The 19,118-nt window shown below is 67.6% G+C and carries 17 protein-coding genes; 12 read left to right on the top strand and 5 right to left on the bottom strand.

The window, feature by feature from the left end; translation table 11 throughout:
* Window positions 1-22: 22 nt before the first annotated feature.
* From IFT87_RS11850 to IFT87_RS11840, 3 genes are all read left to right on the top strand, one after another.
* Window positions 23-568 carry a CHAP domain-containing protein gene (locus IFT87_RS11850; RefSeq protein WP_031394952.1) on the top strand — a complete coding sequence of 182 codons (546 nt, stop codon included), beginning with the start codon at window positions 23-25 and terminating at the stop codon, window positions 566-568.
* Window positions 569-632: 64 nt separating this feature from the next.
* Window positions 633-1,811: a vWA domain-containing protein gene (locus tag IFT87_RS11845; protein ID WP_037529999.1), complete on the top strand. Its 1,179-nt coding sequence runs from the start codon at window positions 633-635 to the stop codon at window positions 1,809-1,811.
* Between the two features lie 83 nt (window positions 1,812-1,894).
* A complete protein-coding gene (locus IFT87_RS11840; RefSeq protein ID WP_037530000.1) occupies window positions 1,895-2,203 on the top strand; it encodes a hypothetical protein in 309 nt (102 codons plus the stop codon).
* Window positions 2,204-2,261: 58 nt separating this feature from the next.
* Here the strand turns inward: IFT87_RS11840 and IFT87_RS11835 are convergent, their stop codons facing one another.
* The gene (locus IFT87_RS11835) at window positions 2,262-3,359 is read right to left on the bottom strand and encodes an anhydro-N-acetylmuramic acid kinase (protein ID WP_192008597.1); all 1,098 of its coding nucleotides are present in this window, start codon (window positions 3,357-3,359) and stop codon (window positions 2,262-2,264) included.
* Window positions 3,360-3,455: 96 nt separating this feature from the next.
* Here IFT87_RS11835 and rimO point away from each other — a divergent pair, with 96 nt between their 5' ends.
* A complete protein-coding gene (rimO, locus tag IFT87_RS11830) occupies window positions 3,456-4,784 on the top strand; it encodes a 30S ribosomal protein S12 methylthiotransferase RimO (protein WP_037530002.1) in 1,329 nt (442 codons plus the stop codon).
* A 78-nt stretch (window positions 4,785-4,862) separates the two neighbouring features.
* Here rimO and IFT87_RS11825 read toward each other — a convergent pair whose 3' ends face one another.
* Window positions 4,863-5,009: a lmo0937 family membrane protein gene (locus IFT87_RS11825; RefSeq protein WP_107045915.1), complete on the bottom strand. Its 147-nt coding sequence runs from the start codon at window positions 5,007-5,009 to the stop codon at window positions 4,863-4,865.
* A 161-nt stretch (window positions 5,010-5,170) separates the two neighbouring features.
* Between IFT87_RS11825 and IFT87_RS11820 the strand changes: the two genes are divergently transcribed.
* Both IFT87_RS11820 and IFT87_RS11815 read left to right on the top strand, forming a co-directional pair.
* The gene (locus IFT87_RS11820; RefSeq protein ID WP_031439879.1) at window positions 5,171-6,565 is read left to right on the top strand and encodes a serine hydrolase domain-containing protein; all 1,395 of its coding nucleotides are present in this window, start codon (window positions 5,171-5,173) and stop codon (window positions 6,563-6,565) included.
* Between the two features lie 10 nt (window positions 6,566-6,575).
* Window positions 6,576-7,964 (top strand): leucyl aminopeptidase family protein, encoded by a 1,389-nt coding sequence (locus IFT87_RS11815; protein ID WP_031439878.1) that lies wholly within the window; start codon window positions 6,576-6,578, stop codon window positions 7,962-7,964.
* Between the two features lie 54 nt (window positions 7,965-8,018).
* Here the strand turns inward: IFT87_RS11815 and tpiA are convergent, their stop codons facing one another.
* Complete coding sequence (tpiA, locus tag IFT87_RS11810; protein WP_031439877.1) at window positions 8,019-8,774, bottom strand: triose-phosphate isomerase; 756 nt, start codon at window positions 8,772-8,774, stop codon at window positions 8,019-8,021.
* A 118-nt stretch (window positions 8,775-8,892) separates the two neighbouring features.
* Between tpiA and IFT87_RS11805 the strand changes: the two genes are divergently transcribed.
* Window positions 8,893-10,836, top strand: coding sequence for a peptidylprolyl isomerase (locus IFT87_RS11805; RefSeq protein WP_192008595.1), 1,944 nt, complete (start codon window positions 8,893-8,895; stop codon window positions 10,834-10,836).
* Window positions 10,820-12,325, top strand: coding sequence for a chorismate-binding protein (locus IFT87_RS11800; RefSeq protein ID WP_192008593.1), 1,506 nt, complete (start codon window positions 10,820-10,822; stop codon window positions 12,323-12,325). Before IFT87_RS11805 ends, IFT87_RS11800 begins: the two co-directional genes overlap by 17 nt.
* Window positions 12,326-12,413: 88 nt before the next feature.
* Here the strand turns inward: IFT87_RS11800 and IFT87_RS11795 are convergent, their stop codons facing one another.
* The gene (locus IFT87_RS11795) at window positions 12,414-12,824 is read right to left on the bottom strand and encodes a hypothetical protein (protein WP_031440380.1); all 411 of its coding nucleotides are present in this window, start codon (window positions 12,822-12,824) and stop codon (window positions 12,414-12,416) included.
* A gap of 167 nt (window positions 12,825-12,991) precedes the next feature.
* On the opposite strand from IFT87_RS11795, the gene IFT87_RS11790 reads away from it, so the two are divergent.
* Genes IFT87_RS11790 through moaC form a run of 4 tightly spaced genes read left to right on the top strand, consistent with a single transcriptional unit; the run spans window position 12,992 to window position 15,837 of the window.
* A complete protein-coding gene (locus IFT87_RS11790; protein WP_037530004.1) occupies window positions 12,992-13,600 on the top strand; it encodes an anthranilate synthase component II in 609 nt (202 codons plus the stop codon).
* Window positions 13,597-14,589: an anthranilate phosphoribosyltransferase gene (gene trpD, locus IFT87_RS11785; protein WP_192008591.1), complete on the top strand. Its 993-nt coding sequence runs from the start codon at window positions 13,597-13,599 to the stop codon at window positions 14,587-14,589. The genes IFT87_RS11790 and trpD overlap by 4 nt, the downstream gene beginning before the upstream one ends.
* A gap of 1 nt (window position 14,590) precedes the next feature.
* Window positions 14,591-15,367 carry an indole-3-glycerol phosphate synthase TrpC gene (gene trpC / locus IFT87_RS11780; RefSeq protein ID WP_031440383.1) on the top strand — a complete coding sequence of 259 codons (777 nt, stop codon included), beginning with the start codon at window positions 14,591-14,593 and terminating at the stop codon, window positions 15,365-15,367.
* On the top strand, window positions 15,364-15,837 hold the full coding sequence (gene moaC / locus IFT87_RS11775; RefSeq protein ID WP_031440384.1) for a cyclic pyranopterin monophosphate synthase MoaC: 474 nt from the start codon (window positions 15,364-15,366) through the stop codon (window positions 15,835-15,837). Before trpC ends, moaC begins: the two co-directional genes overlap by 4 nt.
* 24 nt (window positions 15,838-15,861) lie before the next feature.
* Here moaC and IFT87_RS11770 read toward each other — a convergent pair whose 3' ends face one another.
* Window positions 15,862-19,059: an autotransporter outer membrane beta-barrel domain-containing protein gene (locus IFT87_RS11770; protein ID WP_031440385.1), complete on the bottom strand. Its 3,198-nt coding sequence runs from the start codon at window positions 19,057-19,059 to the stop codon at window positions 15,862-15,864.
* Window positions 19,060-19,118 lie beyond the last annotated feature (59 nt).

Below are 19,118 nucleotides of genomic sequence, written 5' to 3'. Positions count from 1 at the left end.
GGACGGCCTTTAGGATCACGGGATGAATCGCTTCAGTCGCGCCCTTCTCTCCGCTGTCCTCACGATCGGCGCGGGGTCTGCTGCACAGGCATCGCTGCTCGACTATGTCGGCCAGTGCGTTCCGTTTGCGCGGGCGGCCTCGGGGATCGAGATCTATGGCGATGCCTGGACCTGGTGGCGTCAGGCCGATGGCCGGTACGAGCGGACGCACCGACCAAAGACGGGCTCCGTCATCGTCTTCGCCAAGACGGCCCGCCTGCCTATGGGGCATGTCGCGGTCATCAGCCGCGTCGTCGAGAAGCGCGTCGTGATGCTGACCCATGCCAATTGGTCGCGCCAGAACGGCGAACGCGGTCATGCCGAACAGGACGTCACGCTGTTCGACGTCTCGCCAGCCAATGACTGGAGCCGCGTCAAGGTCTGGTACAAGGATGTCGACGGCCTCGGCGGCGGGATCTACCCCGTCTACGGCTTCATCCACGGCGATGCGCGACCCGCGGCCGAACTGACCAGTCGCAATCCGGATTATGTCGGTGCGCTGATCGACGCATACGTCCCGGGCAGCTGACCGCGCATACCCGATCCTCGACTCGCCCCTCGACTTCGCGGGGCTGGAGAGGCAGGATGAGGAAATGTTTCTCAACTTTCTCGACGAGCTGCGCAGCGCGGGCATCCCGGCCAGTCTCAAGGAGCATCTGCTCCTGCTCGAGGCGCTCGACGCCGAGGTGATCGAGCGCACACCCGAAGATTTCTACTACCTCTCCCGCGCGGTCTATGTGAAGGACGAGGGGCTGCTCGACCGCTTCGACCAGGTCTTCGCCAAGGTCTTCCGCGGCCTCGCCACGAGCTATGGCACGACGCCGACCGACATCCCCGAGGATTGGCTGAAGGCGGTCGCGGAGAAATTCCTCACCCCGGACGAGATGGCCGCGATCCAGTCGCTGGGCTCGTGGGACGAGATCATGGAGACGCTCAAGAAGCGGCTTGAGGAACAGCAGGGACGCCATCAGGGCGGCAACAAATGGGTCGGCACCGGCGGCACCTCTCCGTACGGCAATGGCGGCTACAATCCCGAAGGCGTCCGCATCGGCGGCGAGAGCCGGCACAAGCGCGCGCTCAAGGTCTGGGACCAGCGCGAGTTCCGCAATCTCGACAACACGCGCGAACTCGGCACGCGCAACATCAAGATCGCGCTGCGCCGCCTGCGCCGGTTCGCGCGCGACGGCGCGGCGGACGAACTCGACATCGACGGCACGATCGCCGGTACCGCACGTCAGGGCTATCTCGACATCGTCATGCGCGCCGAACGCCGCAATGCGATCAAGATGCTGCTGTTCCTCGACGTCGGGGGATCGATGGATCCCTTCGTCAAGCTCTGCGAGGAGCTCTTCTCGGCCGCGACCACCGAGTTCAAGAACCTCGAATTCTATTATTTCCACAATTGCCCCTACGAAGGCGTGTGGAAGGACAACACGCGCCGCTTCGCCGAGCGCACACCTTTGTGGGACGTGCTCCACAAGTTCGGCCACGACTACAAACTCGTGCTGGTCGGTGACGCGTCGATGAGCCCGTACGAGATCACCCATCCCGGCGGCTCGGTCGAGCATTTCAACGAGGAGCCGGGCGCGGTGTGGATGCAGCGCCTGACGACCACCTATCCGTCTGCGGCATGGCTCAACCCCGTGCCCGAGGCGCAATGGGGCTACTCGCAATCGGTCCGCCTCATGCGCGAACTGATGACCGACCGCATGTACCCGCTGACTCTCGCCGGTCTCGACAACGCGATGCGTGAGCTGACCCGCAAGCGCTAAGGCCCCGCCTGCGCGATCCCGTAACGGAACCGTCATGGATCCGGTCGGTTTAGCGTGCATCATCCCTGTGCGAGGAATAGCTTATGTCGTCGATCCCGAATTCCGCCATGCCCCATGCCAAGGTCAAGCATGACGACGACGCCACGCCGGCCCCCGCCGCGAAGGGCGACTGGATGGACGATGCGACGGACGCGGCAAAGGCCGGCATCGCCACCGCCACCGACGCGGTGAAGTCGCACCCGAAGACCGCGATCGCGGTCGGCGCCACGCTGGTCGCCGGCATTGCTGCTGCGATCGCCGCACCTGCGCTCCGCGCAAAGGACGCACCGGAAAAGAAGACTCCGCCAAAGCCCGCGCCCAAGAAGCCCGGCAAGCCGAAGAAGTCCCACTAATCGAAATGCATGGCCCGCCGACAAAGGCGGGCCATCACCTCTCGCATGTTCAGTAGCCTTAAACCGCGTGGACGACCCCGCCAGCCATCGCCGCTGGCACCCCCGTCGTTCCTGGAAAACTGATCGGCAGCCCGCGGAGCGTCCGCACCGCCATATAGGCGAAACCTTCCGCCTCCAGCGCATCGCCGTTCCACCCGAGCGCGTCAGTCGCCTCAACGCCCAGCCCGGTCGCCGCGGCGATCATGGCCAGCATCGTCGGATTATGACGTCCACCGCCCGCGACCAAAAGCCGCTTTGGTCGCGCGGGCAGATGCCGGACCGCATCCGCAACCGTCTCCGCAGTAAATGCGGTCAGCGTTGCCGCGCCATCCGCCGCCGACAGCCCGCGTGCCGGCTGAATCGTGAAGTCATTGCGATCGAGCGACTTGGGCGGCGGTGCATCGAAGAACGGGTGATCGAGCATCGCCGTCAGTACCGTCTCGTCGACGCGCCCCGCCGCCGCCAGCGCGCCCCCCTTGTCGTAGCGCGCGCCCGTCTCCGCCTCGACCCAGCTGTCGATCAGGCCGTTCGCCGGCCCCGTATCGAACGCGACCAGCGAGTCGTTGCCATTTGTCGCACCGGGAATGAAGGTGATGTTGCCGACCCCGCCCAGGTTCAGCACCGCGACCGGCCCGTCGAGCGTGGACGCCAGCGCCGCATGATAGACCGGCAACAGCGGCGCGCCCTGCCCCCCCGCCGCCACATCGGCTGACCGGAAATCGGATACCGTCGTGATCCCCGTGGCGCGTGCCATCGCCGCGCCGTCGCCGATCTGCCAGGTCCAGCCCCGATCGGGCCGATGCGCGATCGTCTGTCCGTGAAACCCGATCACGTCTACTTCCGCTGCGGCGACACCGGCATCCGCCAGCAGCTTGTGTACCGCGAAGACATGCGTACGCGTGATGAGATCACCCGCCGCGACGATTGGCGGACTGGCGCGCGGCCGATCGAACGTCAGCGCCATCCGTGTCGCGTCGAACAGTTCCGCGCGCGCCGCATCCGAATAGGGCTCCCCACGGAACGCGATGGGGCGGACCATCGCCTTGCCATCGGTCTCGATCAGCGCGGCGTCGATCCCGTCGAGCGATGTCCCCGACATCAATCCAATCGCCAGCATTTTGGGTCCCTTTCCCTGTCCTCAGACCCGGCCATGACGGATCGCATCTCGACCGCCTAGAAAAAACCGAACTTTGCGCCTATGTGCGCGGCTCCCATGGCAACCATACTCCCCACTCCGCCCAAGATCGGCATGGTCTCGCTCGGCTGTCCGAAGAACCTCGTCGACAGCGAGCGGATTCTCACGCAGCTGCGCGGCGACGGCTATCAGATGTCGCCCGACTATGCCGGCGCCGACGTTGTCCTCGTCAATACCTGCGGCTTTCTCGATTCGGCGAAGGAAGAAAGCCTCGAGGCGATCGGCGAAGCCATCGCCGAGAACGGCCGTGTCATCGTCACCGGCTGCATGGGCAAGGAAGCCGAGGCGATTCGCGCGCGCTTCCCGCAGGTGCTCGCGATCACCGGTGCGCATGAATATGAGCAGGTCGTCGGCGCGGTCCACGAAGCCGCTCCGATGCCGCCCTCCGCATTCCTTAACCTGATTCCGGATGCCGGGCTCAAGCTGACGCCGCGCCACTACAGCTATCTGAAGATCTCCGAGGGCTGCAACCATCGCTGCTCCTTCTGCATCATCCCGAGCCTGCGCGGCGATCTCGTCAGCCGTCGTCCCGACGCGATCCTGCGCGAAGCCGAAAAACTGGTCGCCGCGGGTACGAAGGAGCTGCTAATCATCAGCCAGGACACGTCGGCCTATGGCGTCGACCTGCGCCACTCGGTCTGGCCGTTGAAGGGTGGCGGCGAGGTTCGTGCGCACATGACCGATCTCGCGCGCGAACTCGGCAAGATCGCGCCGTGGGTGCGGCTGCATTACGTTTACCCCTATCCGCACGTCGACCACGTCATCCCGTTGATGGCGGAGGGCTTGGTGCTGCCCTATCTCGACATTCCGTTCCAGCATGCCGCGCCAGCGGTGCTGCGCCGGATGAAGCGCCCAGGCAACGACGCCAAGGTGCTCCAGCGCATTCACAAATGGCGTGAGATCGCGCCCGACATCACGATCCGCTCGACCTTCGTCGTCGGCTTCCCCGGCGAGACCGAGGAGGATTTCCAGTATCTGCTCGACTGGCTCGACGAGGCGCAGCTCGACCGCGTCGGCGCGTTCCGGTTCGAACCGGTCGAGGGCGCGGCGGCCAACCTGCTGCCGGACCATGTGCCCGAGGAGCTCAAGGAAGAGCGCTACGCCCGGATCATGGAAAAGACCGCGGCGATTTCCGCGGCCAAGTTGCAGGCCAAGATCGGCCGGACCCTCGACGTGATCATCGACGTGGTCGACGACGAAGGGGCGACGGGTCGCTCACAGGCGGATGCGCCCGAGATCGACGGCGAGGTCTTCCTGCGCGACGCAGGTCACCTGACGGTCGGCGATATCGTACCCGTGACGATCGAAGATGCCGACGACCATGATCTGTACGGCGTGCCGGTCTGACGCGCCTGCGTCGGTCTTGACGCAACGGTACTACCCCAAGGTGCACGCGAAAACGCCTGCACCTTGGGGCTCACACGTTCAGACGACGTTGCGACCGGTGAACAGCTTCACGAGCACCACGATCACCGCGATCACCAGCAGGATGTGGATCAACCCGCCCGCGACGTGAAAGGCGAAACCGGCAAGCCAGAGGACGAGCAAGATGACGGCGATGGTCCAGAGCATGGCAGTTCCCAATCTGTTTTGATGACGTGATCGATGCCGCTGAAACGTCCCCGCGCTCGAGCGTGTTCCGCCGTTTAACCTGATATGGGTTAAGCTCCTCAGCTAGCTCGACATTAAGTTGCGACGTTGCGCCGACACCCGCCTTCTGCTTCGATGTCGCCATGCTGTTTCGCCTGTTCACGCTCGCCGCGCTCGCGCTTCCTCTCCCAGCCATCGCCCAGTCGCTCACGCCTGCGGAAACCTCGCAGATCGATACGCTCGTTGCCGGTTCGCTCCGCGATACGGGCGTCCCGTCCGCATCGATCGCGATCGTGCGCGGCGGGCGGATCATATTCGCCAAGGCCTATGGCAAGCCGTCGGAAACGATCGCCGTGGCGGATCCGGCGTTGCCCTACCAGATCGCGTCGATTTCGAAGCAATTCACCGCCGCCGCGATCCTGCTGCTCGAGGATGAGGGCCGGCTGAGCCTCGACGATACGGTGGCAAAATATGTCCCCGGCGTGACCGGCGGCGACCGCATCACGATCCGCCAGTTGCTCAGCCACACCTCGGGCCTGCAGGACTATTGGCCGCAGGATTACAGCTTTGCGGCAATGGCGACCCCCGTCACGCCGCAGCAGATCGTCGATCGCTGGGGGAAGAAGCCGCTCGATTTCGAGCCGGGCACGCAGTGGCAATATTCCAACACCGGCTATGTCGTCGCGGGCCTGATCGTCGAGAAGATCGCGAAACAACCGCTGCTCGACTTCCTGCAGCAGCGCATCTTCAAGCCGCTCGACATTCGCGCACTCGATCAGGACAAGGCGATCGGCAAGGGCTTTCCACAAGGCTATGGCCGTTTCGCGCTCGGGCCCGTCCGTCCCGAGACGCCGAGTGCGCCGGGCTGGCTCTATGCCGCGGGCGAGCTGTCGATGAGTGCGCGGGACCTCGCCAAATGGGACGTAGCGCGGCTTACCCGCACCACGCTGCCCGCGGACGACTGGGCGGCGCAGGAGACCCCTATCAGGCTCGTCGACGGATCGACCAATGGCTATGGCCTCGGCGTCTCGACTGGCACCACCAACGGGCGTCGCTACGTCGAGCATAGCGGCGAGGCGGTCGGTTTCCTGTCCGAGAACATCGTGTATCCCGACGATCAGGCGGCGATCGTCGTGCTTACCAACAGCTGGTTCAGCGATGCGGTCGGCCGCATCTCGAGCGGGATCGCGAAGATCGTCCTGCCACCCCCCGCCGCGAGCGCAGAAGATGCCGCCGCCCTGCCCAGGGCACGCGCAGTCTACGATCAGCTCCGCACCGGCACGCTCGACCGCAGCCGCCTGACCGAGGACGCCAATTTCTATTTCAAGCCGGTCGCGCTCGCGGACTATAAGTCGAGCCTCGGCGCGCTCGGCGAACCGACCGGTTTTGCGCAGACCGGCCGCGCCCGCTTGCGCGGCGGCTTCGTCAACCGCACCTATCGCATCACCTATCCCGACCGTACGCTCTCGCTCAGCACCTATGCCGAACCCGGTGCGAGCGGCCGGTACGAACAATTCCTCGTGGCTCCCTCTCAGTAACTGGCACGCAATGACCGATTTCTCTTCCCTGCTTCAGCCCGACCGCGGCCAGCCCGCCACGCCGATCCACGTCGTCCGTCCGGAGGAGTTTGCGAGCTGGCTCGGTGCTCAGCCGCCGCGCATCCGCACCGCGGTCGCGGCGCATGGCCTGACCGGCAAGCCCGGCGACCGCGCCGTGCTGCCCGGCGACGCCCCTGACACATGGTCGATGCTGCTCGTCTGTGACGAGGCGATGTCGTCGCCGTGGCGGATCGCCTCGCTCGGTGCCACACTCCCCGCGGGCACCTACCGCCTCGCGCAGGGCAACGTGGGGGGTGCCGGACTCGGCTGGATGCTCGCACAGCATCAGTTCGATCGCTATCGCAAGCCCGCCGCGAAGCCTGCGCGCGTGTTGCTGACGAGCGAAGTCGCGTCGATCGAGCCGACGATCCGTCTTGCCGAGGCGACCGCAATGGTCCGCGACCTCGTCAACACCGGCGCATCGGATCTCGGTCCCGCCGAGCTCGAGACGGCGGTCGAAGCGCTCGCCGCACGGCATGGCGCGACCGTGACGACGACGCGCGGCGACGCGCTCGCCAGCGGCTATCCGATGATCCACGCGGTCGGCCAGGCAGCATCGGAGGCACGCGCGCCCCGGCTGATCGAGCTCGAATGGGGCGACCCCACGCACCCGCGCGTTGCGCTGGTCGGCAAGGGCGTCTGCTTCGACTCGGGCGGCCTGGACATCAAGCCGTCGGCGGGCATGCGGCTGATGAAGAAGGACATGGGCGGCGCCGCGCACACGCTCGCCCTGGCCGGGCTGGTGATGGGGGCGAAGCTCCCCGTCCGGCTCCACCTGCTCATCCCCGCGGTCGAGAATGCGATTGCCGGAAATGCCTTCCGCCCGGGCGACGTACTCGACACGCGACAGGGCATGACGGTCGAGAATACCAATACCGATGCCGAGGGGCGGCTCGTTCTCGGCGACGCACTGACCCGCGCGGTCGAGCACCGCCCTGCGCTGGTCCTCGACTTCGCGACGCTGACGGGCGCGGCGCGTGTCGCGCTCGGCCCCGATCTTCCGCCGCTGTTCACCGACGACGAGACGCTCGCAGCCGAGCTGATCGCCGCCAGCCATGACCAAGCCGACCCGCTCTGGCGGATGCCGTTGTGGAACGGGTATGACGACATGCTCAAGTCGGACATCGCCGATCTGGTCAACGCGCCCGATGGCGGTTTTGCCGGCGCGATCACCGCGGCGCTGTTCCTGCGCCGCTTCGTGCCGCCCGGCATCGCCTGGGCGCATCTCGACGTGTTCGCCTGGCGCCCGATTGCGAAGCCCGGCCGCCCCAAAGGGGGCGAGGCCTATGCCTTGCGCGCCGCCTTCGCGATGCTGAGCACGCGGTACGGCGCCCCCTGACCAAAGGCCTGACGCGGCACGCCCGACGATAGGGCGTGCCGCGCTCTCGGCGGGTCAGCCGACGCTGTCGATGCTCGCCGCGGCCTCGATGATCGGGACGAACTTGTCCGCAGTCAGGCTGGCGCCACCGACCAGCGCGCCGTCGACATTCGCGGTCGTTAGGATCGCCGCGGCATTGCTGCCCGTCACCGACCCGCCATAGAGGATCCGCACGCCCGCTGCCGCATCGCCGATCAGCATACGCAGCTTCGCCCGCGCGATCGCATGAATCGCGGCGATCTCGTCGAGCGTCGGGGTGCGTCCGGTGCCGATCGCCCAGCGCGGCTCATAGGCCAGCGTGAACCAGCTCCCGTCCGCATTGTCGGGCACCGACTTCTCGATCTGCGCCTGCACGACACGTTCGGCCCGGTCGGCATCGCGTTCGGCCTCGGTTTCGCCGCAGCACAGGATGACGCGCAGCCCCTGCCGCCGCGCCGCCGCCGCCTTCGCCCAGGCGTCGTGGCTGGTTTCGTGCTGGTCAGCACGGCGTTCCGAATGACCGACGATCGTGAAGCGCGCACCCGCTTCCTTCACCATCCCCGCCGAAACGCAACCCGTATGCGCGCCCGAATCGGCCTCGTGCACATCCTCGGCACCGATCGCGAGCGCCGGCGCGCGATCAGCCGCCGCGGCGATCAGCGTGAAGGGCACGGCAATTTCCACATCGACGTCCGGCGCCGCCGCCGCCGCCGCCGCGATCGCGTCGAGTTCGGCCAGCGCCGCGCGCGACCCGTTCATCTTCCAGTTTCCCGCTACCAACTTGCGCCGCATCGCACTCTCCCGATCATCATCGGTCCCGGATAGCGCCGACACGGAACGGCACAAGCTTGAAGCGCGCCGATGCGCACCGTAAAGCGGAAGGAACTCAGTCCCTGTCGATCGGCCATTCATGCTCAGTTTCTTCCGCCGCCTCACCCAGTCGAGGTTCGGCGTGATCATCACCTTCGGCCTCCTCGGCGTCATCGCACTCGCCTTCGCGGCGGGTGACATGACCGGGTTGGGCGGCGGAACAAGCGGCATCGCCGCCGACGACGTCGCGACGGTCGGCAAGGCGGACGTGACGGCGAACGAGCTTCGCACGCGTGTCCAGACCGAGATGGAAGGCTTCCGCCAGCAGCAGCCGACGCTCGACATGGCGAGCTATGTCCAGCAGGGCGGCTTCGACGGCACGCTGGACCGCATCACGGCGAGCCTCGCGCTCGAGCAGTTCGGCCGGCAGCAGGGCATGGTCGTCAGCAAGCGCGCGGTCGACGGGCAGATTGCCAGCATCCCCGCGCTGCAGGGCCCGACCGGCAAGTTTGATCCGTCCCTGTATCAGCGCGTGCTGGTCGAACGGAAGCTGACCGACGCGCAGATTCGCGCCGACATCGTCCGCGACACCTATGCGCAGCAGCTGATCCTGCCGACGCGCGGCGCGTCGCAGGTCCCGAGCCAGCTCGCCCTCCCCTTCGCCTCCTTGCTGCTCGAGAAGCGCAGCGGTCTCGTCGGCTTCATCCCGACCGCCGCGGTGCCGGCCGGCCCTGCGCCGACCGACGCCGAACTGAACGCCTTCTATCGTCGCAACGTCGCGCGCTACACGATCCCCGAACGCCGCGTCATCCGCTACGCCGTCGTCGACGCAGCGCAGGTCAAGGCGCAGGCCGTCCCGACCGACGCGGAAATCGCCGCGCAGTATCAGCAGGATCGCGCCCGCTATGCCCCGACGGAGAAGCGCACGATCACGCAGGTCGTCGTCGCTGATCAGGCAGGCGCCACCGCGATCGCTGGCAAGGTGAAGGCCGGAACCGCGATCGCCGACGCCGCCCGCGCCGCCGGGCTCGAGGCATCGACGCAGACGGCTGTCGAGAAGGCCGCCTATGCCGGCACGACCAGCCCGCAGGTCGCGGATGCCGTGTTCGCGGCAGCGAATGCCGCGGTTGTCGGCCCCGTCCGTACGCCGCTCGGCTGGACGATCGCTCGCATCGATTCGATCCAGAACGTCCCCGCCAAGACGCTCGACCAGGCACGGGGCGAGATCGCCACAGCACTCAGCGCGCAAAAGGCACAGGCAGCGCTCGGCAAGATCCATGACGCGATCGACGATGGCCTGTCGGACAATGCGACGTTCGACGAGATCATCGCGGACCGCAAGCTGACCGCGATCACCACGCCCGGCCTCGTTGCCAACGGCACCAACCCCGACGCGCCCGCCACCCAGCCCGACGCCGCGCTTGCGCCGATCGTCAGCGCCGCGTTCCAGGCCACCGAGGGTGATGCGCCGCAGATGGTCCAGACCGGGTCGGACGGCAGCTTCGCGGTCGTCGCGCTCGGCCGTGTCGTTCGTGCAGCACCCCGTCCGCTCGCACAGGTCCGTCCTGCCGTGATGCGCGACCTGATGGCCGACCGCGCCAGCCAGGCCGCCCGCAAATATGCCAATGCCGCGCTGGCCCGGATCAACAAGGGCATGCCGCTGCAGCAGGCGCTGGGGCAGTCGGGCTTCCCTGTCCCGCCCGCGCGCCCCGTCACGGCGTCGCGCGCGCAGATCATGCAGAACCCCGAAAACACCCCGCCCGTGCTGCGCCTGATGTTCAGCATGGCGCAGGGTACCGCCAAGACGATCGCCGGCCCCGATGGCTGGTTCGTGGTCAAGCTCGACAAGATCGATCGCGGCAATGCGACCGGCAACCAGGCGGCGATCCAGGCCGCTCGCGGTTCGATCGCGCGCAGTGTCGGCCGCGAATATGTCGACCAGTTCGTCAAGGCCGTCCGCGCGCAGGTCGGCGTGAAGACCGATCCGAAGGCCGTCGCCCGCGTCCGGGCCGAACTGCTGGCACAGGGTGGTTCCAATAACTGAGCTCGCACGCGCGGCGCTCGCCGCCGGACGCCCTGCCCTCGTCTGGCGGCGGCAGGTCGCCGACACGGAGACGCCGGTCGCCGCCGCCCTCAAGCTCATCGAGCCGGGGCGTGGCGACTTCCTGCTCGAGTCGGTCGAGGGCGGCGCAACACGCGGACGGCACAGTCTGATCGGCCTTGCGCCCGACCTGCTGTTCCGTGCCGCGGGCCATCGTGCCGAGATCAACCGTCACTGGTCGACGGATCGCGAGGCGTTCGAGCCCTGTGCGCTGCCCACACTCGATGCCCTGCGCGCTCTGGTCGCCGAATGCTGCAGCGACGTCCCGGAGGAGCTGCCACGCGCGCTCGCCAGTCTGGTCGGCTATTTCGGCTATGAGACGGTCGGTCTGGTCGAGACCCTGCCGCAACCCGACAGCGATCCGCTCGGCCTGCCCGACATGATCTTCGTGCGTCCCTCGGTGGTTCTCGTCTTCGACCGGCTCGCCGATGCGCTGTTTCTTGTCGCCCCCGCCTGGCCGGATCCCGCGATGGATCCCGCCACGATCGTCGCGCGTGCCGAAGAGCGACTCGACGCCGTCGCCGCGAAGCTCATGACCACGCCGGTACCGGCGCCGGTCCGGGCGGTCTCACCAGAGCCGTCCTACACGCCGGCGCTGTCGCCGGATCGCTACGGCGCGATGGTCGCGCGCGCGAAGGACTATATCGTGGCCGGGGACATCTTCCAGGTCGTCCTTGCCCAGCGCTTCAGCACGCCGTTCACGCTCCCGCCGTTCGAGCTCTATCGCTCGCTGCGGCGGATCAATCCGTCGCCCTTCCTCTACCACCTCGATCTTCCCGGCTTCGCGCTGATCGGATCCTCGCCCGAGATCCTCGTCCGCGTCCGCGACGACGAGGTGACGATCCGCCCGATCGCCGGGACCCGCCCACGTGGCCGCAGTGCTGCGGAGGACGAGGCGAACCGGACCAGCCTGCTGGCCGATCCGAAAGAACGCGCGGAGCATCTGATGCTGCTCGACCTCGGCCGCAACGATGTCGGACGGGCATCGGCGCCGGGGTCGGTCCGCGTCACGGCAAGCTACGGCGTCGAATTCTACAGTCATGTCATGCACATCGTCTCGAACGTCGTCGGGTCGCTCGCGCCCGGCAGCGATGCGCTTGATGCGCTGTTCGCGGGGTTCCCGGCGGGCACAGTCAGCGGCGCCCCCAAGGTCCGGGCGTGCCAGATCATTGCCGAACTCGAACCCGAACGACGTGGCGCCTATGCCGGCGGCGTCGGCTATTTCTCTCCCGACGGATCGATGGACTCGTGCATCGTGTTGCGGACCGCGGTCGTGAAGGACGGGATGATCCATGCACAGGCCGGGGCGGGAATCGTCGCGGACAGCGATCCCGTGTCCGAACAGCGCGAATGCGAGGCCAAGGCCGGGGCGATCCTCGCCGCCGCCCGCGAAGCGGTCGCGCGCGCCGGCGGGACGTCCTACGGGCAGTAATCCCGCCATCGTTCGACAAACACAGTAAAAGGCCGCGGGCGTCAGATGACAACCGCGGCCTAGGATCCGGATAGCGCTCGCTGTGGCGTCAGGGATCGATAGCCTGCCCGGCAGCCTGCGCACGACGCTCGGCCGAATAGGCGCGGGCACGCGCGAGCGCACATCCCGACTGTCCACCCGTACCGACCGGCGAACAGGTGTCCGGCAGCCCGCCCGCGACGCGGCCGACCTGATCGACGGTTGCAGCCCGGTTGACCCAGCTCTGGTTCTGCGCGGCGATCGGTGCGGTATCGCGCAGTTCCTTGGGAATACGATAGGGTTGATCGAGCGTCGAGCAAACGACGATCTCGCCATTGGTCGATGTCGGGCACTTCTGCCCAGCCCCCAGCGTAACGCTGCGGATGCGCTGCGGGGGCTGGCCTTGTTCGGCCGTCTGCTCCTGCGCCGAAGCGAGGGCGGGAAGCGCGATCAGCGCGGCGAGGACGGTGAGACGGAACATTGGTGGAAAACTCCTTGCAGACAGACAACGTCTGCCGCCGCAGGTTGCTCCGTGCTGAATAGCATGCCCCGCGCTTTGCCCTGCACCGATTATGGCCGACATGATGTGCAGCGTCGCCCGATGCGCATCCCCGTTGCACCGGCTTCGACTTCGTCTATGGCGAACGCATGATCCTGGTCGTCGACAATTACGACAGCTTCACCTGGAACCTCGTCCATTATCTGATGGAACTGGGTGTCGAGGTGGAGGTCGTCCGCAACGATGCGATCTCCGCTGGACAGGCCCTGTCGTCCGGCGCGGAGGCGTTTCTCATTTCCCCCGGCCCCTGCACGCCGACCGAAGCGGGCGTCAGCCTCGACCTCGTCGCCGCCTGCGCGGATGCCGGCAGGCCGCTGCTTGGCGTCTGCCTCGGCCATCAGGCGATCGGGCAGCATTTCGGCGGCAAGGTCGAACGTGGCGGGCTGATGCACGGCAAGACGTCGCCGGTCGTCCATGATGACACCGGCCTCTATGCCGGCCTCCCTTCGCCGTTTATCGCGACGCGCTATCATTCGCTGATCGTCAACGCGGTCCCCGACACGCTCGTCGTCAACGCGACCGCGCAGGATGGCAGCGTGATGGGGTTCCGCCACGCGACGCTGCCGATCCACGGGGTGCAGTTCCATCCCGAGAGCATCGCGACCGAACACGGCCACGCGATGCTCGCCAATTTCCTGACGCTCGCGGGGATCCCGCATCAGCTGCCCGACCGCCTGTGCGAGGGGCTCGATCGATGACGACCACCGTGCTCCTGCCAGATCCGACGACGCCGCTTTCGCGCGAGACCGCGCGTGCGGCGTTTGCCGACATCCTCGACGCGCGCGCCAGCGAAGACGCGATCGCCGCATTCCTGATCGCCATATCCGAGCGAGGCGAAACCAGTATCGAGATCGCCGAGGCCGCGCGTGCGCTGCGTGAGCGGATGATCCCGATCGATGCGCCGCCGGGCGCGATCGACGTCTGCGGCACCGGCGGCGATGGCCACCATACGCTCAACGTCTCGACCGCCGTCGCGCTCGTCGTCGCAGCCTGCGGCGTGCCCGTCGCCAAGCATGGCAACCGTGCCGCCTCGAGCAAGGCCGGCGCCGCCGACACGCTCGAAGTCCTCGGCCTCGACATGGACCGCGCGGGCGCAACCGCCGAGGCCAGCCTGCGCGACATCGGCATCGCCTTCCTGTTCGCCGCCAATCACCATCCGGCGATGAAGCGGATCACCCCGATCCGTCAGCGTATCGCCAGGCGGACGATCTTCAACCTGATGGGGCCGCTCGCCAATCCCGCGCGAACGACGCGTCAGCTCATCGGCATCGCGCGGCCCGATTATGTCCCGCTCTACGCCGATGCCCTCGCCCAGCTCGGTACCCAGGCCGCACTCGTCGTCTCCGGCGAGGAAGGGCTCGACGAACTGTCCGGCGCGGGCCCCAGCGTCGTTGCGTCCATCGGCAACGTCGCGCTTCCCGCGCGCGTCACGCCCGACGATGCAGCGTTGCCGCGGCATGCGATCACGGCAATTCGCGGCGGTGATGCCGCCCATAATGCAGAGGCGCTCCGCCGCCTGCTGAAGGGCGAGGCGGGCGCCTACCGCGACGCCGTCCTGCTCAACGCCGCCGCGGCCTTGATGGTCGCCGGGACCGTCCCCACCCTTGTCGCAGGCGCCGCGCTCGCCGCCACCGCCCTGGACACCGGCAGCGCCGACGCGCTGCTCGACCGCTGGATCGCCTACTGACATGACCATGCTCGACCGTATCCTCGAGACCAAGCGCGCCGAAGTCGCCGCGCGCAAGGCCACCACCTCGTTGTCGGACATCGATGCCGGCATCGCCCGCATGTCCGCGCCGCGCGGCTTCCGCGCCGCGCTCGATGCGAAGTCCGGCTATGCCTTGGTCGCCGAGGTCAAGAAGGCCAGTCCGTCCAAGGGGCTGATCCGCGCCGATTTCGATCCCCCCGCGCATGCCCGCGCCTATGAGGCGGGCGGTGCCGCCTGCCTCTCGGTGCTGACCGACGAAAAATGGTTCCAGGGCGCTGACGCCTATCTGTCCGCCGCGCGTGACGCCGTGTCGATTCCGGTGCTGCGCAAGGATTTCATGGTCGACCCGTGGCAGGCGACCGAGGCGCGCGCGATCGGCGCCGACGCGATCCTGATCATCGTCGCCGCGCTCGACGATATTCAGATGGCGGAGATCGAGGCCTCGGCACTCGAATGCGGGATGGACGTACTGGTCGAGATCCACGATGCGCACGAACTCGATCGCGCGCTCAAGCTCAAATCGCGGCTGATCGGGGTCAACAACCGCGACCTGCGCGACTTCACCGTCGACTTCCAACGGACCTACGACCTGGTCGACAAGGCACCGCGCGACTGTACCTTCGTCGCCGAAAGCGGGCTGACGACGCGCGCCGACCTCGACGCGATGGCCGAGCGCGGGATCCGGTGTTTCCTGATCGGGGAAGCGCTGATGCGCCAGGACGATGTCGAAGCCGCGACGCGGGCGCTGGTCGGATGAGCCAGCTGACGCATGTCGATGCGGCGGGTGCCGCGCGGATGGTCGATGTCGGCGGCAAGACGCCGACCGCACGCGAGGCGGTCGCGACCGGCCGGATCACAATGTCGGCCGAGGCCGCGCGCGCAATCGCCGAGGGCTCGGCCAAGAAGGGTGACGTCATCGCCGTCGCCCGCGTTGCGGGGATCATGGCCGCCAAGCGGACCAGTGATCTGATCCCTCTGTGCCACCCTCTGCCGCTAACGAAGATCACGCTCGACCTCGACGTCGACGCCAGCGGCGTCACCGCGACCGCAACCGTCGCGACCGACGGCAAGACCGGCGTCGAGATGGAAGCGCTCACCGCGGTCGGGGTCGCGCTGCTCACCGTCTACGACATGGCCAAAGCGATCGACAAGGCGATGGAGATCGACGGGATCCGCCTGCTCGAAAAGCGCGGCGGCAAGTCCGGGGACTGGTCCGCACCGCGCTGACGCGGGCAGACCAGTCTTCCGTCGTTACAACCCGATCTGCAGGCTTGCGCGCAGCGACAATGCGGCGCGGCCCTGCTGCTCCTCGGCGTTGAATTCGCCGCCGAAGCGGAACGCTGCATTGCCGCCGACCGCGCGCAGCTTGCCGACCCAGCCGCTGGTGCGCTCCTCGGGTGTCAGCGTGAACGCGGTCCCGCCGGCAAAGGCCGCGGTCGTCGCACCCAGCCCCCCGCCAACGAGTTCGCGCCGCCCGCCCTCGAGCTCAAAGCGGAACCAGCCTGCGTCCTGGTTCTGCCCGCCGAGATCGAGACCCAGCGCCGCGCTGCCGGTGACCGCCAGTTCGTCGCTGCTGCGCGACTGGACGACCAGATCGATCGCGGTGCCGCCCCCGGTTTCGCTATAGCCGTCCTCCTTCAGCTTGTAATAATCGACCGCGATGATCGGCCGGAACGAGATATTGCCCAGATCGGCATCATAGGACAGGCCGCCCGACGCCGAGTAGAGCGTGCCGTTCCAGTCCGCGCTCGACACGCGCTGGACCGCCTCGGTCCCCGCGGTGCCGGCAAATCGCCGCACGCCGTCGAACCCGATCCGTGCACCCGAGGCGCGGGCATTGGCGTTCAGCCCGCCCCAGTGCCCACGCCAATAGGCCGCGAGCTCATACTGATTGGAACTGACTTCGTTGCTGGTCCCCTCATCGGCATCGCGACCGCTGAGATAGGCGAGCGAGGCACCGATATTGCCCAGCCCGGTCTTGTATTCGGCCCCGCCGGAGACGCCCCAGCCGGTCACGTCATAGCCGCCGGTATCGCCGATGCTCTTCGACGTGCCCCAGCCGACCTGGCTGACCCAATAGCCCCACTGCCCCTCGTCCTTGAACGGGCCGTGCGGGTCGGCGATCACCCGGGCGGTCGCGCGCGAGCCCATCGTCACGGTCTCGAACGTCCCGCCGGCATGATCCGGAAGCATTTGGCGCAGCGATCCGCGAAATGCGTCGCCGTCATTGATGTTCAGGAACGCCTGGCCGACCTTGGCGTCAGTACCGAGCGCCGCATAGACCGCATTGTAGGCGGAAGTCTGCGAGCGGTTGAGGCCGAGTTCGACCGTCGTCTTGCGGACGATGTCAATCGCAACGTCGTTGCCCGTGCCCGTCGCGACATTACCCTTGTAAAGGAACGGCAACAGCGTGGTCGAGGCGGTCAGGTTTGCCGCGCCGGTCAGGCTCCCCGCACGCAGGACCGTGTACCGTCCTTCCGCACCGGTGATGCTGGCGAGCTTGAGCGCGAGCTTGGTGTCCTTCTCGAACGATGCCACCCCGGCGACGGTGATCGACGTCCCCGTCCCCCCGGTCTTGTCCAGCGTCACCGCCAGCACGCTGCCCGAACCCATCGCCAGCGACGCGATCGTTGCCGCCTTGGTCAGGTCGAGCGTACCGCCTGCGACCGTCACCGCCAGCCCGCCGCTGTTCGCGAGCGTGCCCGAAAAGCGCGATGTCCCGCCGATGGTCAGCGTGTCCGCCCCGCCACCGAAATCCGCCGCGCCGCTGAACACCGCCGTCCCGGCAAGTGCCATCGTGTCGTTGCCGGTGCCGAAGAGCGCCGCCCCCGCATAGGCTGCGTCGCCCGACAGCGCGAGACGGTTCGCGCCGCCGCCGAACCGGGTCGTGCCCGACACGGTGCCATCGGCGATCTCGAACACGTCGTTCCCCGTACCGAAGCGGACGTCGCCGACGATGCTCGGCGCCGTGACGCCCGCCGCGACCGCGGTTTGGCGGACGGTGGCGCCCGCCGTCGTTGCAGACAGGTCGATCGCGACGTTGCGCTCCGACGTCGCGAGTGCACCGCTTGCGGTGATCGCCCCGCTATTCTCCACCAGCGTCACCCGGCCGGACCGGTCGAGGATCGCGGTGGCGCTGCCATCGGCGGCCTGTGCGCTCGCCTTGATCGTCCCGCTGTTGCGGATCGTGCCGACCGTCGCGCCCGCCTCGACGAGGACCGCGCTCGACAGCGACGCGGTCGTACCGCCGCCTGCCGCCGCGATCGTTCCGGCATTGCGCAGTTCGGGCGTCGTCGTGCCGCTGCCGATCCGGATCGCGGTCGCACTCGCCCCGTTGGCCTGCGCCTGGACCGTGCCGTTGACCGCAATCCCGTTGACGATCGACACGCTGCCACCAAGGCCGCCGATCGACAGGCCGGTCGCGGTGACACCCGCATAGACACCGCTGCCACCGATGCCGCCATCGACGATCAGGCCGAAATTCGTGCCGCTACCCGCGACTGCGCCGATCGCGACCGCATTGGTCGCCGACCCGATCTGGACCGCGGGCGCCGCGCCATAGGCGGTCACCGACGCCGATCCTTCCTTGCTGTCGTCGATCCCGTCCTTGTCCTCGTCATTGTCGGTCGTGCTGGCATCCTTTGGCGGCACCGCGAAGACGATCCCGCCCGACACGTTGCCCGCGACGACCAGCGCCGATCCGCCCTGCAACAGGTCGTCGGCATCAAGCTTCGACGGATCCGCCGGCGCGGTGGTGGTGCGGTAGCCCGTCGCGCCGAGCGCCCCCTGCACCACCAGCGCACCGGTGATCGCGCCATCGAGCCGGACCGCCACGGCTCCCTGCCCGATCGCCGCCACCGTCCCGGCAAGCCGGACGTTGCCGGTGATGTCGCTCGTCCGCACGCCGACGACGTTCGTTCCCGTCACCGCAATCGTGCCCTCGGTCTTGAGCGCGCCGGACAGCGGGCCGCCGAGCCAGATCCCTGCGGACTCGTTCCCTTCGACCGTGATCGCGCCCGTATTGGTGATGGCACCGCTATAGGCGCCTGCGGTGCGGATGCCGGTCCGGCCGCTGCCCGCAGCGAAGGGGCCGTCGAGATCGCCATCCTTGTCGACGTCGGTCGCCTCATAGGTCTCGTCGACGATGATCTTGCCACTGTTCGTGATACCGCCGCCGGTCCCCGCAACCGCGAGAATGCCCGTGGCATTGTCCGCATTGGTGACCTGGACGGTGCCTTCGTTGGTGACGGCATGCACGCTGTCGATCGTCACCGCCGTGCCGCCGGCAGGGGTCACCGATCCCGCCGTCGTGATCCGGATCGCATCCGGCGCCCCGGCCTTCACGGTCGAGGTCCGCACCGCATCGGTGCGCTTGGTCTCGATCGTGGTCTGCGCATGGGCCGGAACGACCGCCATCAGGCAGGTAGAGGCAAGCAGGATACGACGCATGAACCAGGTCCCTTTTCGAATATGTTTCGAACACAGGACGGAACCATTGCCGCGCAGCC

It is taken from the genome of Sphingomonas sp. CFBP 8765 (assembly GCF_014841445.1).
In the GTDB taxonomy this organism is placed as follows: Bacteria; Pseudomonadota; Alphaproteobacteria; order Sphingomonadales; family Sphingomonadaceae; genus Sphingomonas; species Sphingomonas aerolata.
The sequence above is the reverse complement of the archived record's forward strand: the minus strand, read 5'-3'. Positions and strand labels throughout refer to the sequence as shown.

Excerpts from the sequence above, each read along its gene's own strand:
- tpiA (WP_031439877.1), bottom strand. The coding sequence starts at position 8,774 with ATGCGGCGCAAGTTGGTAGCGGGAAACTGGAAGATGAACGGGTCGCGC.
- trpD (WP_192008591.1), top strand. The coding sequence starts at position 13,597 with ATGACGACCACCGTGCTCCTGCCAGATCCGACGACGCCGCTTTCGCGC.
- IFT87_RS11840 (WP_037530000.1), top strand. The coding sequence starts at position 1,895 with ATGTCGTCGATCCCGAATTCCGCCATGCCCCATGCCAAGGTCAAGCAT.
- IFT87_RS11770 (WP_031440385.1), bottom strand. The coding sequence starts at position 19,059 with ATGCGTCGTATCCTGCTTGCCTCTACCTGCCTGATGGCGGTCGTTCCG.
- IFT87_RS11835 (WP_192008597.1), bottom strand. The coding sequence starts at position 3,359 with ATGCTGGCGATTGGATTGATGTCGGGGACATCGCTCGACGGGATCGAC.
- trpC (WP_031440383.1), top strand. The coding sequence starts at position 14,591 with ATGACCATGCTCGACCGTATCCTCGAGACCAAGCGCGCCGAAGTCGCC.
- IFT87_RS11795 (WP_031440380.1), bottom strand. The coding sequence starts at position 12,824 with ATGTTCCGTCTCACCGTCCTCGCCGCGCTGATCGCGCTTCCCGCCCTC.
- IFT87_RS11825 (WP_107045915.1), bottom strand. The coding sequence starts at position 5,009 with ATGCTCTGGACCATCGCCGTCATCTTGCTCGTCCTCTGGCTTGCCGGT.
- IFT87_RS11815 (WP_031439878.1), top strand. The coding sequence starts at position 6,576 with ATGACCGATTTCTCTTCCCTGCTTCAGCCCGACCGCGGCCAGCCCGCC.
- IFT87_RS11790 (WP_037530004.1), top strand. The coding sequence starts at position 12,992 with ATGATCCTGGTCGTCGACAATTACGACAGCTTCACCTGGAACCTCGTC.
- IFT87_RS11845 (WP_037529999.1), top strand. The coding sequence starts at position 633 with ATGTTTCTCAACTTTCTCGACGAGCTGCGCAGCGCGGGCATCCCGGCC.
- IFT87_RS11850 (WP_031394952.1), top strand. The coding sequence starts at position 23 with ATGAATCGCTTCAGTCGCGCCCTTCTCTCCGCTGTCCTCACGATCGGC.
- rimO (WP_037530002.1), top strand. The coding sequence starts at position 3,456 with ATGGCAACCATACTCCCCACTCCGCCCAAGATCGGCATGGTCTCGCTC.
- IFT87_RS11805 (WP_192008595.1), top strand. The coding sequence starts at position 8,893 with ATGCTCAGTTTCTTCCGCCGCCTCACCCAGTCGAGGTTCGGCGTGATC.
- moaC (WP_031440384.1), top strand. The coding sequence starts at position 15,364 with ATGAGCCAGCTGACGCATGTCGATGCGGCGGGTGCCGCGCGGATGGTC.
- IFT87_RS11820 (WP_031439879.1), top strand. The coding sequence starts at position 5,171 with ATGCTGTTTCGCCTGTTCACGCTCGCCGCGCTCGCGCTTCCTCTCCCA.